The sequence below is a fragment of the Cellulomonas sp. URHD0024 genome (assembly GCF_000426185.1).
In the GTDB taxonomy this organism is placed as follows: Bacteria; Actinomycetota; Actinomycetes; order Actinomycetales; family Cellulomonadaceae; genus Cellulomonas.
Map to the genome: position 1 here is coordinate 42,764 of NZ_AUEW01000012.1, position 15,731 is coordinate 58,494.

A 15,731-nucleotide genomic window follows, 5' to 3' on the forward strand; every position below is an offset into this window, starting at 1 on the left:
GGGACTTCGGGCGATCGTCAGGCGCTCACTGCGTGGGCGCGCGACGGTCGACGACCGGCGGTCTCTGGATGCCCCAAGAGTACGTGACGCCTGCGTGACAGCCAAATCGGTCCGTCACGCAGCTCCGTGGGCGCTGAACGTGCACCAGTTGACGAACCCCTCCGGGCTGTCCCGGTCGATGCGCCCACGGGCCGCGTGCAGGGCGCGCGCGAGCGTCAGTCCCTCACGCAGCCCCCGGTGCAGCTCGAGCATCAGGTCGACGGCCGCGACGTCGGGCACCGCCGCGATGCTGGCGACGACCCCCGCGGTCCCCTGCGCGAGCATCGCCGACACGAATCCGAGGACCTCGTCGCCGAGATAGGCGACATCGGCGCCCGAGTGGCAGGACGCGAGAACCAGGCGGTGCGGCGCGACGCCCGCGCCGTGGAGCTCCTGGACCGTCACAGGGCCGTCGGCGAGCAGGAGGGACGAGAACATCGGGTTGTCCGTACGGGACGTCCCGTGGCACGCGAGATGGGCGAGGTCAGCGTCCGCGAGTGCCGCCACAACCGCTGCGGCCGTGCCGGAGCTCGGCTCGAGAACCGTCGCGCCGGGGTGGAGGTCGACGAGCGCCTCGACCTCTTCGCGTGCGCCTTCGAGTCCCGGACCCGCGACCAGCACGGTCGCACCTTGGCCGGGCCGAGCGAGCGCCGCACGGCGCGTGCGGACCCAGATGGTGGCAGACGGCGCCTGCGTCAGCGGCCCGTCGTGCAGGCATGACCACGGCACACCGTGCAGCAGCCCGACCGGCACGACGACGAGCTCGGCGTCCGCGTCCACACCGAGCGGGGCGACGAGTATCGAGCGCAGCCGGGCGATGCGCAGGTCCGCGCTCGCACGGGCCGCGTCGGCCGCCTGCGGGCTGCGTGGGTTGGCCAGCCGCCGCAGGGCGAACAGCAGGGGGCGCAGCTCGTTCTGGACGTCGGCCGCGGCGCCGAGCTCGACCAGGCGGGCCTGCCTCGGCTCGACGACGACGGCGACGAGCCGCCCTTCCCGGGTCCCGAGCTCGACGAGCGTGGCCCCGGCGAGCTCGGCACGCAACGCGGTCAACCCCATCGGCCGCAGGTCCTGTGCAGGGTCCACGACGGGCTCGACGGAACGAGCCCACTCCGCCGTGCGGATCCTGTGGTCGTCCGCGGTCTCTGTCGTCACGACCGAGCGCCCGGTGCTCGAGGCTGCCTGCTCCTGCGTGTGCGTCCGCCGCTCGACCACGGCGTCGACCGACCGCGGGAACCGTGCCGTGAGCGCCGCCGCGCGGGTGCGTTCCATCCAGGCGAGCGTCTGGGCCGGAGAACCGGTCTCGAGCACGATTCCGAGGCCGATCTCGCCGAGCTCCGCCCCGTGACCGGAGGCCAGGGCGCGCAGCTCGATGGTGGGCAGGTTCGAGCGGTGCACCGCCAGGTCGCGCAGACCCGCGCGGCACTGGACCAGCGCCGACGCGGACCGACGTCGTGCCCTGTCGGCGAGCGCAGCTGCCAACCTGCCGCGCAGCCGGACCAGGACCTGACCCTCTCGACCGAGCTCGTGAGCGCGGACGAGCGTGGGCACCGCGTCACGGGGACGATCGACGTCGAGCGCGAGCCGGCCGGCGACCAGGTATGCCTCGACCGCGCTGTGCAGATGTCCAGCCCGCTCCAGGTTGCGTGCCGCCCGCCGCGCGGCGCGCAGCTCGGTGACCCCGGCCGAACGGAGGCGCAGGCGGGCCTCGACCCCGACGAGCACGGCCTTGTCCCGCCAGCCCGCGCGGTGTTGTCGCCTGGCCTCGTCGGCCGCGGCGTCGGCAAGGTCACGGGCGGCCTCGAGGTTCCCCGTGAGCAGGGAGATGTGCGCGAGCCGGAGCTTGGCCTCGGTCGCCATCAGAGCGCTGCCCACCGACACGAGCTCCTCGACGGCGCGCTCGGCCGCGGAGGTCGCCTCAGGGAGCAGCCGCAGGTCCACCATCGCGTCGGCGTACTCGTAGTAGTACTCGCCGAGGGGAACGCCTGCGTCCGTGTGTGCCTGGGCGGACCGCTCGAAGTCGACCAGTCCCTGCGCCAGACGCCCGGCCCGGACCGCGATCCACGCCCGGGTCTGCAGCACGGGACCGAGGAAGCCCGGCGCGTCGGCCGTCATAGCGACGGCGGCATCCGCCTGCTCCAGGGCCTGGTCGTAGGCCCCGCGCTCTGCGAGCGCGAGCGCGAGGTTGTTGTGGACCAGCCGGCCGACGAACTCCGAGCTGACGCCACCCGCCAGCAGCGCCCGGTACCGGGCCTCCGCCACCGCGGGCATCCCCGCGTTCTGTGCCACCACGGCCCGCGACACGAGGATCCGTTCGAGGACGCGGGCGCGCTCCCCTGCCTCGATGTCCGTGGCGCGACTGATCGCTGCGAGCGCAGCATCGAGATCGCGCATGGACCCATTGACCCGGCCGAGCTCTTGGAGGACCGTCGCACGCGTGACCAGCGCGCCCGCAGCGACCGAGTGCAGCTCGTGCCTACGAGCGACGTGGACCGCCTCGTTGAGCAGCCGGCGCGCGCCCGGATCGTCCATCCGTGCTCGAAGTGCCATCGCGAGCACTCGTAGGCTCAGGCCGAGGATCTCCGGGTCTTTTCGGCGACGGGCGGCCGCCACCGCGGCCGCCGCCTCGGTCTCGAGCGCGACCGGGTCCACATCTGCGGCAGCAAGAAGTGAACGCACGTGTATCAGGAGCGCGACTCGGCTCTCTGACAGTGCGAAGGGATCGTTGTGTGGAGTCGTCGGACCGGCCTCGACCCCTTGCGGGCACATCTTCCGAAGTCTAGGCGGAACGTGAAGGAGCAGACGTGAGTGTTTTCTCGGACGACCCCGCGACTCCGGGGCGCCCATTCGGCACGGACTACTCGTCGGGGCAGGAAGCCGAGGACGTCGACCCGCGCGTGCGGCTGCAGGTTCGACGCCAGGTCGACGAGCTGGTCCAGCGTCACGTCGACCCGGCCGTGCGCCGGCGGATGAACGGCACGATCCGCGGGCGCTGGTCCACCAGGCGCGGCGTCGCGCTCGATGTGCTGGAGACGACGAACGGCCAGGAGACGCTGGTGGTCGGCGGCGAGCTGCTCGTCACCGCCCGGTCCTGGGCGGACCCGGCCATCCAGGCCTATCTCACCCGTCGCCGGCTGGAACGCGTCGAGGTCGGCTGCCCTGACCTGGAGGACCGCCTCGTCCGGCTGGTCACCACGGGCACCGTACGACCCGGATACCTCGAGGACGTGGTCGACGAGCTGCGTCGTCGCGGCGCCGCGGCCTCGCTGACCCATGTCACGCCGCTGGCCGGCGTGATGAAGCCGCACGGCGTCTCCGTCCCCACGATCGGCACGTTCGGGGACTACGGCACGCACCCCGCCGGCGACGGTCCTGGCGCGAACGTCGCGATCATCGACACCGGCATCGACGCGCACCTGCGTTCCGACGGCTGGCTCACCGGCATCGAGCGGCGTGCGGACGTCCCGGCGACACATGCAGACGAGATGAACGTCGACCCGCTCGACAACACCCCCGCCGACGGCTTCCTGGACTTCTCGGCAGGCCACGGGACGTTCGTGGCCGGGGTCGTCGCGCAGGTCGCCCCGACCGCCGACATCGAGGTCTACCGCTCGTTGAGCACCGCCGGGGCGGGCAGCGAGATCGAGGTCGCCTGCGCCCTCATCCGCTCGGTGCGCGACGGGGCCGACGTCGTCAACCTGTCGCTCGGCACGCAGACGCAGTACGACCAGCCGTCGCTCGCCGTCGCCGCGGCGCTCGAGGTGGTCCGCGAGATCGAGGTCCAACGGGGCCGCGAGGTGCTCATCGTGGCCGCGGCCGGCAACTTCGGCGACACGACCCCCGTCTGGCCCGCCGCCTTCCGCCGGGTCGTCTCCGTCGGGTCGCTGACCGCCGACGCCCGGCCGAGCACCTTCTCGAGCAGAGGGTGGTGGGTCGACTGCTCCACCGTCGGCGAGGGCATCCTGTCGACGTTCGTCGAGGGCGAGCAGTCCCCCGACTTCACCGCCGACCCCGAGACCTTCCCCGAGAGCGCCTTCGCCCGGTGGAGCGGCACCTCGTTCGCCGCGCCACAGGTTGCAGGCGCCATCGCGCGCGTCATGCACGAGCACGGGCTCGGCCCGCGAGACGCGTACGTCCAGCTGCTCGCCTCGGGCACGCCCCTGCCGGACTTCGGCCAGACCTTCAGCATCCTTCCGGGGGTGTAATGATGCTGGGCACAGTGTGGCGGGCGCGACATGATGGCATCCACGTCGACAGACGAAAGGATGGACGCGTGGACAACGACGACCCGTACCGCGCGTGGGACTCTCCGGCGCTCGTCGCCGGTGCGCTCGACGGCGACCAGGGAGCCTGGACCGAGATCGTGCGTCGGCACGCGCCCGCCGTGATCGCCCGTGTGCGGCAGTTCCGGCTGACACCGCACCAGGCCGAGGACGTGGCGCAGACCGTCTGGCTCAACCTGCTGGAGAACCTCGACAAGCTGCGCGACCCGCACGCCCTGCCGGGCTGGATCGCGACGACGGCGCGGCACGAGTGCATCCGCGTCACCAACCTCAACCGCCGCACGGTGCCCGTGGACCCGCAGGGTGGCCGGCTCGACGGTGCGGCGGAGTCCGACCTGGACGAGCGCATCTTGCTGGTGGAGCGCGAACGGGCTCTGCGAGAGGGGCTCGCGGAGCTCCCGACGCACCAGCGCGAGGTACTGCTCATGCTGGCGGTCGACCCCCCGCTGAGCTACGCCGAGATCGCCGAGAAGCTCGGCGTGCCCATCGGCTCGATCGGCCCCACCCGGGGTCGAGGCCTCGCGCGGCTTCGTGAGACGGCCGCGATCAAGAACTATGTGGCGGCCTGGACGGCCCCCGCAGCAGGAGAGGGAGGCCGCGATGTCCTGGCACTCGGATGACCGCACCCGTGCCCAGTCCCCCTGGGCCGACGACGACGCGCTCGGCGCGAACCTCGCGACAGCCGTCGCGGGAGCAGATTTGTACGACCGCGTCCTCGCCAGCGCCGACCTGGCGTTCCGGGCTCACCGCGGGATGGTGGAGGCGCGCGGGGGCCTCGAGATGGACCTGATGCTGCTGCAGCTCGTCTACGACTCGGGGTCGCTCGAGGCGTCGGCCGGCGTTCGCGACCGGTCGGGTGGCACCTCGCGCACTCTCGTCTTCGAGGGCGACGCGCTGAGCGTGGAGGTCGAGGTCGAGACCACCTCGATCGAGGGCCAGCTCATTCCCCCGCGGCCCGGCCACGTGACGTTGCGGACGCCCTCCGACGACGTGGCCTCCGTCGACACCGACGACGTGGGGTACTTCCGGTTCGACGTCCGGCCCGACGGTCCCCTGCGGCTCGAGTGCAGCAACGGAGAGGGCACCTGCGTCACGCAGTGGCTCCCGTACTGAGCGTGGAACGACGAAGGCCCGGTCCCCATGGGACCGGGCCTTCGTCGACAACACCCAGAATCAGGCGGCGTCGTCCTCGGCGGTGAGGTTCCGCGTCCGGTTCTGGTCGACCAGGATGCCGGGGCCGTTCGTGGTCGAGAACGTCGCCTTGGCGATGTAGCGACCCTTCGAGGCGGACGGCTTCAGACGCAGGATCTCGTCGAGCGCGGCGGCGTAGTTCTCCACCAGCTGCACGTCGCTGAACGACGTCTTGCCGATGATGAAGCAGAGGTTCGCGTGACGGTCCACGCGGAACTCGATCTTGCCGCCCTTGATGTCGGCGACGGCCTTGGCCACGTCCATCGTCACGGTGCCGGTCTTCGGGTTCGGCATGAGCCCACGCGGGCCCAGGACCTTGCCCAGTCGACCGACCTTGCCCATGAGGTCCGGCGTCGCGACGGCGGAGTCGAAGTCGGTGTATCCGGCCGCGACCTTGTCGATCAGCTCGTCGCCACCGACCTCGTCGGCACCGGCGGCACGGGCCTGCTCGGCACGCTCGCCCGTCGCGAAGACGATGACGCGGGCGGTCTTGCCGGTGCCGTGGGGCAGGTTGACCGTGCCACGGACCATCTGGTCCGCCTTGCGCGGGTCCACACCGAGGCGGAAGGCGACCTCGACGGTCGCGTCGTACTTGGTGGTCGACGTCGCCTGCGCGAGCCGGACAGCCTCGAGCGGGCTGTAGAGGTTGCCCGCCTCGATCTTCTCGGCGGCGTTGCGGTACGCCTTGCTGTGCTTAGCCATCTGCTTGGTTCTCCTTGTGAGCAGTCGTGGTCTGTCGGGCCGCACATGGCCCTGCCACTGGGGGTGTTACGGGTAGATCAGCCCTGGACCGTGATGCCCATCGAACGGGCGGTGCCCGCGATGATCTTCTCGGCCGCGGCCAGGTCGTTCGCGTTGAGGTCCTCGAGCTTGGTGCTCGCGATCTCGGTGATCTGCGCCTTGGTCAGCGAGGCGACCTTGACGGTGTGCGGCGTCGGCGAGCCCTTGGCCACACCGGCGGCCTTCTTGATGAGCTCCGCGGCCGGCGGCGTCTTCGTGATGAAGGTGAACGAGCGGTCCTCGTACACCGTGATCTCCACGGGGATGACGTTGCCGCGCTGCGCCTCGGTGGCCGCGTTGTACGCCTTGCAGAACTCCATGATGTTGACGCCGTGCTGACCCAGCGCCGGACCGATCGGCGGCGCGGGGGTGGCGGCGCCGGCCTTGATCTGGAGCTTGATCAGGCCGGTGACCTTCTTCTTCGGGGGCATGCTGAACTTCCGTTCTGTGTCGTGGGCCGACGCCGTGGGCGATGACCCGGTTGCAGGACCCGTCCGCTGGACGGGCTTCCAGTCAGATCTTGGCGACCTGGCTGAAGGACAGCTCGACCGGGGTCTCCCGGCCGAAGATGGACACGAGCACCTTGAGCTTCTGGTTCTCGGCGCTGATCTCCGAGATCGTCGCCGGCAAGGTGTCGAACGGGCCGTCGGTCACGGTGACCGACTCGCCGATGGTGAAGTCGACCTTGATCTGTGAGGCGGCCTTGGCGGCGCTGGCAGCGGTCGTCGGGGTCTTGGGCTCCAGCGACGGCGCGAGCATCGAGAAGACCTCGTCGAGCGTCAGCGGCACCGGCTGGTGGGTGTGGCCGACGAAGCCCGTGACGCCCGGGGTGTGCCGGACGGCGCCCCACGACTCGTCGGTCAGGTCCATGCGCACCAGGACGTAGCCGGGGATCCGCACGCGCTTGACGACCTTGCGCTGAGCGTTCTTGATCTCCACGACCTCTTCCATGGGGACCTCCACCGCGTAGATGAAGTCCTCCATGTTCAGGCTCTGGCGACGGTTCTCCAGGTTGGCCTTCACGCGGTTCTCGTAGCCGGCGTAGGAGTGGATGACGTACCAGTCACCCAGCTGGCTGCGGAGCTGGGCCTTGAACGCGGCGACCGGGTCCTCGTCGACGTCGGGCTCGTCCTCGACCTCGTCGGACTCGACGGCGTCCTGCGGCTCGGCGTCGTCCCCGGCCTCCTCAGAGCCGTCGACCTCGCCGTCGGCGTCGCTCTCGGTGGCGTCGACGAGCTCGACACCCTCGGCGTCCCCGGCCGATGCCTCGACCGCCTCGACCGACGCGAGGGCGTCGTCGAGCTCAATCTCGGCGCCCGTCGTGGGCTCCTGCGACTCCTGCGACACGTGCGAACCTGCCTTCTCTAGCGAATGCGCCCCGGCGTGCCGGAGCGGTGAGCGCCCCACCGGAGCGGAGCGTCTGCGGGACGGCGGGCGTCAGCCGCCGAAGACCCAGAACGTGAGCTTGCCGACCGCGAGGTCCACCACGGTGACGAACGCCATGATCACGGCGACGAACACCAGCACGACGCTGGTGTAGGTCACCAGGTCGGGCCGCGTCGGGTAGACGACCTTCTTGAGCTCGCCCTTGACCTGACGGAAGAACAACCCGGTCCGGGCGAACAGTCCGGGACGCTCCTTGCCCTTGCGGGCAGGCTTGGTCGACGGGCGCGCCGCCGAACCCTCGGCGTCGGACGCCGCAGCCGGTGCTGTTTCGCTCACGTCTGGCCCCTACGTCTCGTGGTGGTCGGGTTCCGTGCGGAACCCGACGATCGGACGGGCCGACGCGTCGCGCCGGACCGACCGGCGGTCCTGCTCACTGTCCAGCCCTTGCGAGGCTGGATCCGTGCGCAGGGTAGACAGGACTCGAACCTGCAACCTGCGGTTTTGGAGACCGCTGCGCTACCAATTGCGCCACTACCCTTCGGCGACCTCGACCGCCATGAAACGCCGCGCGCGCACCGATGGCCACCACCCGGAGGGGGGACCGTCAGCACCCGGCACACTGACTGCGCTGCACTTCTGCATGCGCGCTCGCACTGCCGGGGCACGGCTCATCATGGCGGATGTCAACCGCCGGGGGTCCACTGTACGCGACGAGGACGGCTGGGTCGAACCACGGTCACGCCGTCGTCCGAGCGGCTGCACGGCGTCTCGTCGCGACACGTGGAACACGTTCGCCCGACCAGTGAAATGCATGGGCACCGCCCCACGTGACGTCTGCCACTATGGGGGCCGTGAGCGAGCAGACGTCCTCCCCCCGTCCCCGCGTTTCCACCCGAGTGGCCGCGATCGCCGAATCGGCGACGTTGGCGGTCGACGCCAAGGCGAAGGCGCTGAAGGCCGCCGGGCGCCCGGTCATCGGCTTCGGTGCCGGCGAGCCCGACTTCCCGACGCCCGGGTACATCGTCGACGCGGCCATCGCGGCTGCGAAGGACCCGGCGAACCACCGGTACACGCCGGCCGCCGGGTTGCCCGCGATGCGTGAGGCCGTGGCCGCCAAGACGCTGCGTGACTCCGGGTACGAGGTCAAGCCGTCGCAGGTCCTGGTGACGAACGGCGGCAAGCAGGCCGTCTACCAGGCGTTCGCGGCGATCGTCGACCCGGGTGACGAGATCCTGCTGCCCGCCCCGTACTGGACCACCTACCCCGAGGCGATCAGGCTGGCCGGCGGCGTGCCCGTCGAGGTCTTCGCCGGCGCCGAGCAGGGCTACCTGGTCACCGTCGAGCAGCTCGAGGCCGCGCGCACCCCCCAGACCAAGGCGTTGCTGTTCTGCTCCCCCTCGAACCCCACCGGTGCGGTCTACTCCCCCGAGCAGACGATCGAGATCGGGCGGTGGGCCCTCGAGCACGGGATCTGGGTGATCACCGACGAGATCTACGAGCACCTGACCTACGACCACGCGGTGTTCACGCCCATCCTGCGCGTCGTTCCCGAGCTCGCCGACACGACGATCGTGCTGAACGGCGTCGCGAAGACCTACGCCATGACCGGCTGGCGCGTGGGCTGGATGATCGGGCCGGCCGACGTGATCGCCGCCGCGACCAACCTGCAGTCGCACCTGACCTCGAACGTCGCCAACGTGTCGCAACGGGCGGCCATCGCCGCACTGACCGACGACCTGGCAGCGGTCGAGGAGATGCGCCACGCGTTCGACCGTCGGCGCAAGCTGATCGTCGAGATGCTCAGCGTGATCCCCGGCTTCGAGGTGCCCGTCCCGCAGGGCGCGTTCTACGTGTACCCCTCGGTGCAGGGCGTGCTCGGCCGCACGATCCGCGGGGTCACGCCGACCACCTCTGCCGAGCTCGCCACTCTCATCCTCGAGCAGGCCGAGGTCGCGGTGGTGCCCGGCGAGGCGTTCGGCCCCAGCGGGTACCTGCGGTTCTCGTACGCGCTCGGCGACGACGACCTCATCGAGGGCATCAGCCGCATCCAGGCGCTGCTCGCGCAGTAGGCGTCGGCCCGGTAGCCCTCCGGCTTCCCTGCCCGCGGACGGTCCCGCGCGGACATACTGTCCGACATGTCCCGCAGCGTCGGTGTCGCCGGTCGTGCTCATGCACGGCCGCGCGCCCGGCGCGAGGTGCCGACGACGGCCACGGGGTCGATCGCGATCGGACGGCGAACGCTCGCGCTCCTGACGGTCCGCGCCCGTCTGCTCGCCGCTGTCGTCGCGCTCTCGGCGGTCGCGGTGCTCACCGCCGGCGGTTCCGCCTTCGCTCTCCAGACGCGTGCTACCGACGCGCGGATCGACAACTCGCTGTCCCGTGCGGTCGCCGCGCTGCGCGTCGTCGAGACCTCGGCCGACCCGACCACGGGGCTGGCGTGGACACGGACCTCGCTGCTGCTCGAGGAGAGCGTGCGCAGCCAGGTGCCGAGCGAGAACGAAGGAGTGCTGACCTTCATCGACTCGACACCGCGTTGGTACGCGGCGCTCGCCACGCAGGCCCTCCGGCTGGACGAGGACCCGGTGCTGGTGAGCGTGCTCGAGGCAGTCCCGCCGAGCGACCCCGTCCGGACGCGAACCGTGCGGACACCCACCACCGAGTACCGACTCGTCACGGTTCCGGCGTCGATCGCGGGTGACGCCGAGCAGGGGGTGTTCGTCGTCGCGTACGACCGGACGGCCGAGCTGGCCAGCCTGCACAGCTCGTTCCGGACGTTCCTCGCGGTCGGCGGGTTGGCGCTCGCGATCATCGCACTGGTCGCCTGGTTCGTGGTCGGGCGGCTCTTGCGGCCGGTCCGGCTGCTGCGCGACACGACGCGTCGGATCACCGAGTCCGACCTGTCCGAACGCATCGACGTCTCCGGTCGCGACGACCTGTCGGACCTGGCCCGTACGGTGAACGCGATGCTGGGGCGGCTGGAGCGTGCGTTCGGGTCGCAGCGCGAGCTCGTCGACGACGTCGGGCACGAGCTGCGCACTCCGCTGACCGTCGTGCGCGGGCACCTCGAGCTGCTCGACCCGCGCGATCCCGACGACGTCCGCGCCACGCAGGCCCTCGCGCTGGACGAGCTCGACCGCATGCAGCGCCTGGTGAACGACCTCGTCACGCTGGCTACGGCGGACCGGCCGGACTTCGTGCGATACGCCCCCACCGACATCGGGCGCCTCACGGACGACGTGCACGACAAGGCGCGCGGGCTGGGCGACAGACGCTGGGTGGTCGCCGCGCGGGCCGACGTCGTCGTCCAGCTCGACGCACAGAGGATCACGCAGGCGTGGCTGCAGCTGCTGGCGAACGCGCACCGCTACTCGGACCCCGGCTCGACCGTGCGCCTGGGGTCGGAGGTCGCGGGCGACCGCCTGCTCATCTGGGTTCGCGACGAGGGCAGCGGTGTGCCACCCGAGGAGATGGAGCAGATCTTCGAGCGGTTCCACCGTGGCCGTGCGGATCGCACGACCCACGGCGCCGGCCTGGGACTACCGATCGTCGCGGCGATCGCGGCGGCGCACCACGGACGCGTCTTCGTCGAGCAGCCGCCCGCGCACGTCGGGTCCGGCGGTGCCGTGTTCGTGCTCGACCTGCCGGCGCGCGACCTCGTCGTCGGCGAGACCCGGCGCACACGGTCCCGGGCGCTGGTGCGCCGATGACCCGCATCCTGATCGCCGAGGACGAGGAGCGGATCGCGTCGTTCGTCGCCAAGGGCCTGCGCGCCGAGGGCTTCGAGACGACCGCCGTGACGACCGGTCAGGAGGCGATCTCCCGCGTGCGCGCAGGCGACGTCCACCTGCTCGTCCTCGACCTCGGACTGCCCGACATCGACGGCTTCGAGGTCCTGAACCGGCTGCGCGCCCAGGGCTCCACCGTGCCCGTGATCGTGCTGACGGCGCGGTCGTCGGTGACCGACACCGTCACGGGGCTGGAGTCGGGGGCCGACGACTACATGTCCAAGCCGTTCCGGTTCGAGGAGCTGCTCGCGCGCGTCCGGCTGCGGCTGCGCGCGTCGGGCACGCCGTCGGGCGAGACCTCGATGCTCCGGCACGGCACCCTGCAGCTCGACCTGCGCACGCGTCGGATCCGGTCGGGCGACTCCGAGGTGGACCTGTCGGCCCGTGAGTTCGCGCTGGCCGAGACGTTCCTGCGGCACCCGGGCGAAGTGCTCAGCCGCGAGCGCCTGCTGTCCGAGGTGTGGGGGTACGACTTCGACCCGGGGTCCAACGTCGTGGACGTGTACGTGCGCTATCTGCGTCGCAAGGTGGGCGCCGAGCACTTCGACACCGTGCGCGGCGTCGGCTACCGGCTGGCGGATGCGGGCTCCTGCGACTGACAGACTGACCCGGTGCGAGACCTGGCCACCCTGCCCAAGGCCCACCTGCACCTGCACTTCACGGGATCGATGCGCGTGTCGACGCTGGCCTCGCTCGCACAGAGCCACGGCCTGCACCTTCCGGACGCACTCCTGGACGACGACCCGCTGCACGTGCCCGCCGACGAGCGCGGCTGGTTTCGGTTCCAGCGCCTGTACGACGCCGCACGGGCGTGCGTCCGATCCGAGGCGGACATGCGGCGGATCGTCGACGAGGCAGCCTTCGACGACGCCGCAGAGGGCTCCGGGCGGCTCGAGATCCAGGTGGATCCGACGTCCTACGCGCCGTTCGTCGGTGGCCTCACGCCCGCGCTGGAGATCGTGCTGGACGCCGCCCGGGCTGCCTCTCTCGCGCACGGCCTGGACATCGGGGTCATCGTCGCGGCCTCCCGGATGCGGCATCCGCTCGACGCACGGATCCTCGCGCGCCTGGCAGCGCACCATGCCGGCGAGGGTCCCGGTCAGGTGATCGGCTTCGGGCTGTCCAACGACGAGCGCCGTGGCGAGACCGCCGAGTTCGCCCACGCGTTCGGCATCGCCCGCGACGCCGGGCTCGCCTCCGTCCCGCACGGCGGAGAGCTGCTCGGTCCCGCGCACGTCGAGGACGTCCTCGACCACCTCCGTCCCGACCGGCTCGGGCACGGCGTGCGGTCGGTTGAGGACCCGCGGGTGCTCGACCGGGTGGTGTCGTCGGGGATCGCGCTCGAGCTGTGCCCGGCGTCGAACGTGTCGCTCGGGATCTACCCGACGACCGCGGACGTGCCGCTGCGTTCGTTGGTGGACGCGGGCGCAGCCGTGGCGCTCGGCGCCGACGATCCTCTGCTGTTCCGGTCCCGCCTGGTCGACCAGTACGAGATCGCACGCCAGGTACACGGCTTCACCGACGGCGAGCTCGCCGACCTGGCGCGCTCCTCGATCCGCGCCAGCCGCGCGTCCGACGCAGTCAAGACGCGCCTGCTTGCGGGCGTCGACACGTGGCTCGCTTCCTGACGGTTCGCCCCAGCCCGCGTTCCTTGACGCGGGGAGGGTCCACGGTGCATTGTGTCAATCATTCGATACATTGACACATAGGAGTTCGAGTGCCGCTCTACCAGGCGATCCTGCTGACGCCGATCCTGCTGCTCTTCACCGTCGTCGCCTGGAGCCTGCGACCCGTGCGCACGGTCGGCCCGACCACACCGTCGGAGGCGTGGGTAGCCGCCGAGAGGCATGCGCGCCGGGTCGTCGCGTTCGCCTGGCTGGTGCTGCTGCTCGCCCCTGCCCAGGCGCTTCTCGTCATCGAGAGCGGACGCGCGTTCAACCTCCTCGCCCTCGGTGGACCGATGATCGCCGCGCTGCCGCTGATCGGCGGCATGGGGTTCCTGGCGGTCGGAGCGATCGGCGAGGTCACGTGGCCGCGTCCGGTGGGCGCCGTGCGGCGCGCTGCGCTGGAGCGGCGCAGGGTTCGGGACATCGCCCCCCGGGGGCTGTCGATCCTCACCGGCACGTGGACGGCCCTGCTCGTAGCGGTGCTCGTCGTCTGTGGCGCCGTGGCAGACGACCCTGGTGGGGCACTCTCCAAGGCGGACAGCCTCGGTTACTTCCGCGTCGCGCGCCCGTTCCCGGGGTGGCACTACGGACGTCCCCTCATGCTCGCGCTCGTCCTCGTCCTTCTGGCGACGTTCGTCGTGCTCGCCCTCGTGGCACGTCGGCCCCCGGTCAGCGACACCGCTCCCGCGGCGGACGTGGCTCTGCGTCGCACCTCGTGCCGTCGCATCCTGGCGGGGGTCCAGCTCGTCCTGGCGTGGACCTTCGCCGGATGCCTGTTCTTCTCGGCTCGTGCGATCGGCGTGCTCGAGACGTCCTGGGCTCTCGGGCCGGACGCATGGGAGACGATCCGGCTAGCCAGCGAGTACGTGGCCGTGTCCATCCCCGTCGTGTCGGCCGTGATCGCGGTACGTGGCTCGCGTGCGAAGGCGCCCGCCCCGGCTCAGGTGCCGGCTGAGCTGGTGACCGCATGAGCGCCCAGCTGGAGGTCGACGTCACCTCGGGCGTGCCGGCGTTCGAGCAGATCCGGGCGCAGGTCGTCGCGCACGTCGCCGCCGGTCGGCTGGTCACCGGTGACCGGCTGCCGACGATCCGCGCCCTGGCCACCGACCTCGGCCTCGCGGCCGGGACCGTGGCACGCGCGTTCCACGAGCTCGAGGCCGAGGGGGTCGTCGAGACCCGTCGCCGCGCGGGGACGGTCATCGCTGCCGGCGCCTCCGTTCCCACGGACATCGCCCGGCGTGCCGCGCAGACCTACGTCGCGGCCGTGCGGGCCGCCGGGCTGGCGGACGACGAGGCGCTCGCACTGGTGCGGGGCGCCCTCCTGGGCACACCGGCGCAGGCCGCCCCGGCCCTCGCGCATCCCGGTGGCCCAGCACTGCACCCGTCGGCCCGGTAGCCGCTCGCCAGCTTGTCGATGCGCACGCCATTCGGAGCAATGACGTGCGTATCGACAAGCTCGGCACGGACGAGGTCCCGGCCGGCGGCCGGGCGGGCCCGTCAGAGGGTGACGCCTACCAGCACCGGTTCCGGCTCCAGGGTGACCGCGAAGGTGGACGCGACGCCGTCGCGCACCTCACGGGCGACCGCGAGCAGGTCCTGCGCCGTCGCACTCCCCCGGTTGGTCAGGGCGAGGGTGTGCTTGGTGGACAGGGTCGCCCGGCCGGGGGCGCCGTAGCCGCGGGCGAAGCCGGCCCGGTCGATGAGCCAGGCGGCGCTCGTCTTGACCAGACCGTCCGCCGCGGGGAACCGGGGGGCGTCGGCGGGCAGAGCGGCGGCCTCGGCAGGCGTGAGCAGCGGGTTGGTGAAGAACGAGCCCGCGCTCCACGTGTCGTGGTCGGCAGCGTCGAGCACCATGCCCTTGCCCGCACGGAGCTGCAGGACCGCCGACCGCACGTCGGTCAGCGGTGCCCGCTCGCCCACCGCGATGCCGAGCGTGCGCGCCAGCTCCGGGTACGCCACAGGGCGCGACAGGTCGCCGGGTCGCAGCTGGAACGTCACGTCGAGGACCACGTACCGCGGGGTCGGCGACCAGGGGGCCTGTGGGTCGGCGTCGTCGGCGCCGTGCATCGAGCGCTTGAGCAAGGAGGTGCGATAGCCGAAGGCGAGCGTGACCAGCGGCAACGACCGGACCCGACCGCGAGCGCGGTCCCACACCCGAACGACCGAGATGCTCTGCGACACCTCCTGGCCGTACGCGCCGACGTTCTGCACGGGCGTCGCGCCGGTGGACCCGGGAATGCCCGAGAGCGCCTCGATGCCGGTGAGCTCCTGCTCGACGGCATACCGCACGACGTCGTCCCAGGGTGTTCCCGCGGGGACGGTGAGGGTCGCGCCGGCGCACGCAGAGGCGTCCGGGACGTCGACGCCCGAGCGGACGTCCCGCACGACGACGCCGTCGAAGCCCGCGTCGGAGACGAGCAGGTTGGAGCCACCGCCGACGACGAGCAGGGGCTCGCCGTCCGCGTCCGCAGCCCGTACGGCGTCGAGCAGCTCGGCCTCTGTGCTCGTCTCGACGTACCGGGCGGCCGGCCCGCCGACGCGCAGCGTGGTCAGGTCGGCGAGCGTGGTCCCGGCGGACCGGACGGAGGGCCACACGATCGCCG

At 71.7% G+C, this 15,731-nt stretch carries 15 protein-coding genes and 1 tRNA gene; 9 read left to right on the top strand and 7 right to left on the bottom strand.

The genetic code is table 11. From position 1 onward, the window contains the following. Positions 1 to 114 precede the first annotated feature (114 nt). Complete coding sequence (locus tag I847_RS23675) at positions 115 to 2,715, bottom strand: CHAT domain-containing protein (protein WP_155856148.1); 2,601 nt, start codon at positions 2,713 to 2,715, stop codon at positions 115 to 117. Positions 2,716 to 2,840: 125 nt separating this feature from the next. Between I847_RS23675 and I847_RS0113445 the strand changes: the two genes are divergently transcribed. From I847_RS0113445 to I847_RS0113455, 3 genes are all read left to right on the top strand, one after another. After that, positions 2,841 to 4,241 (top strand): S8/S53 family peptidase, encoded by a 1,401-nt coding sequence (locus I847_RS0113445; protein WP_155856149.1) that lies wholly within the window; start codon positions 2,841 to 2,843, stop codon positions 4,239 to 4,241. Positions 4,242 to 4,309: 68 nt separating this feature from the next. Next, the gene (locus I847_RS0113450) at positions 4,310 to 4,939 is read left to right on the top strand and encodes an RNA polymerase sigma factor (RefSeq protein ID WP_028050115.1); all 630 of its coding nucleotides are present in this window, start codon (positions 4,310 to 4,312) and stop codon (positions 4,937 to 4,939) included. Then, positions 4,920 to 5,432 (top strand): hypothetical protein, encoded by a 513-nt coding sequence (locus I847_RS0113455; protein ID WP_028050116.1) that lies wholly within the window; start codon positions 4,920 to 4,922, stop codon positions 5,430 to 5,432. The genes I847_RS0113450 and I847_RS0113455 overlap by 20 nt, the downstream gene beginning before the upstream one ends. Before the next feature lie 60 nt (positions 5,433 to 5,492). Here the strand turns inward: I847_RS0113455 and rplA are convergent, their stop codons facing one another. From rplA to I847_RS0113480, 5 genes are all read right to left on the bottom strand, one after another. Next, the gene (gene rplA / locus I847_RS0113460) at positions 5,493 to 6,212 is read right to left on the bottom strand and encodes a 50S ribosomal protein L1 (RefSeq protein WP_028050117.1); all 720 of its coding nucleotides are present in this window, start codon (positions 6,210 to 6,212) and stop codon (positions 5,493 to 5,495) included. A 77-nt stretch (positions 6,213 to 6,289) separates the two neighbouring features. Then, on the bottom strand, positions 6,290 to 6,721 hold the full coding sequence (gene rplK, locus I847_RS0113465; protein ID WP_028045082.1) for a 50S ribosomal protein L11: 432 nt from the start codon (positions 6,719 to 6,721) through the stop codon (positions 6,290 to 6,292). An 82-nt stretch (positions 6,722 to 6,803) separates the two neighbouring features. Beyond that, the gene (gene nusG, locus I847_RS0113470) at positions 6,804 to 7,637 is read right to left on the bottom strand and encodes a transcription termination/antitermination protein NusG (protein ID WP_028050118.1); all 834 of its coding nucleotides are present in this window, start codon (positions 7,635 to 7,637) and stop codon (positions 6,804 to 6,806) included. Positions 7,638 to 7,727: 90 nt separating this feature from the next. After that, positions 7,728 to 8,012, bottom strand: coding sequence for a preprotein translocase subunit SecE (gene secE, locus I847_RS0113475; protein WP_028050119.1), 285 nt, complete (start codon positions 8,010 to 8,012; stop codon positions 7,728 to 7,730). A 129-nt stretch (positions 8,013 to 8,141) separates the two neighbouring features. Continuing rightward, a tRNA-Trp gene (locus I847_RS0113480) sits at positions 8,142 to 8,214 on the bottom strand. 304 nt (positions 8,215 to 8,518) lie between these two features. On the opposite strand from I847_RS0113480, the gene I847_RS0113485 reads away from it, so the two are divergent. The 6 genes from I847_RS0113485 (at position 8,519) to I847_RS23685 (ending at position 14,524) form a co-directional block, all read left to right on the top strand. Then, a complete protein-coding gene (locus I847_RS0113485) occupies positions 8,519 to 9,745 on the top strand; it encodes a pyridoxal phosphate-dependent aminotransferase (protein ID WP_034610228.1) in 1,227 nt (408 codons plus the stop codon). Positions 9,746 to 9,811: 66 nt separating this feature from the next. Then, positions 9,812 to 11,383 (top strand): cell wall metabolism sensor histidine kinase WalK, encoded by a 1,572-nt coding sequence (locus I847_RS23680; RefSeq protein WP_081680921.1) that lies wholly within the window; start codon positions 9,812 to 9,814, stop codon positions 11,381 to 11,383. Next, positions 11,380 to 12,060, top strand: a complete 681-nt coding sequence (locus tag I847_RS0113495) for a response regulator transcription factor (protein WP_028050121.1) — start codon at positions 11,380 to 11,382, stop codon at positions 12,058 to 12,060. Before I847_RS23680 ends, I847_RS0113495 begins: the two co-directional genes overlap by 4 nt. Before the next feature lie 12 nt (positions 12,061 to 12,072). Further along, positions 12,073 to 13,089 (top strand): adenosine deaminase, encoded by a 1,017-nt coding sequence (locus I847_RS0113500; RefSeq protein WP_028050122.1) that lies wholly within the window; start codon positions 12,073 to 12,075, stop codon positions 13,087 to 13,089. Between the two features lie 89 nt (positions 13,090 to 13,178). After that, positions 13,179 to 14,099, top strand: coding sequence for a hypothetical protein (locus I847_RS0113505; RefSeq protein WP_028050123.1), 921 nt, complete (start codon positions 13,179 to 13,181; stop codon positions 14,097 to 14,099). Continuing rightward, the gene (locus I847_RS23685; RefSeq protein ID WP_051274890.1) at positions 14,096 to 14,524 is read left to right on the top strand and encodes a GntR family transcriptional regulator; all 429 of its coding nucleotides are present in this window, start codon (positions 14,096 to 14,098) and stop codon (positions 14,522 to 14,524) included. Before I847_RS0113505 ends, I847_RS23685 begins: the two co-directional genes overlap by 4 nt. A 101-nt stretch (positions 14,525 to 14,625) precedes the next feature. Here the strand turns inward: I847_RS23685 and I847_RS0113515 are convergent, their stop codons facing one another. Next, complete coding sequence (locus tag I847_RS0113515; RefSeq protein WP_369751739.1) at positions 14,626 to 15,726, bottom strand: UDP-N-acetylmuramate dehydrogenase; 1,101 nt, start codon at positions 15,724 to 15,726, stop codon at positions 14,626 to 14,628. Positions 15,727 to 15,731 lie beyond the last annotated feature (5 nt).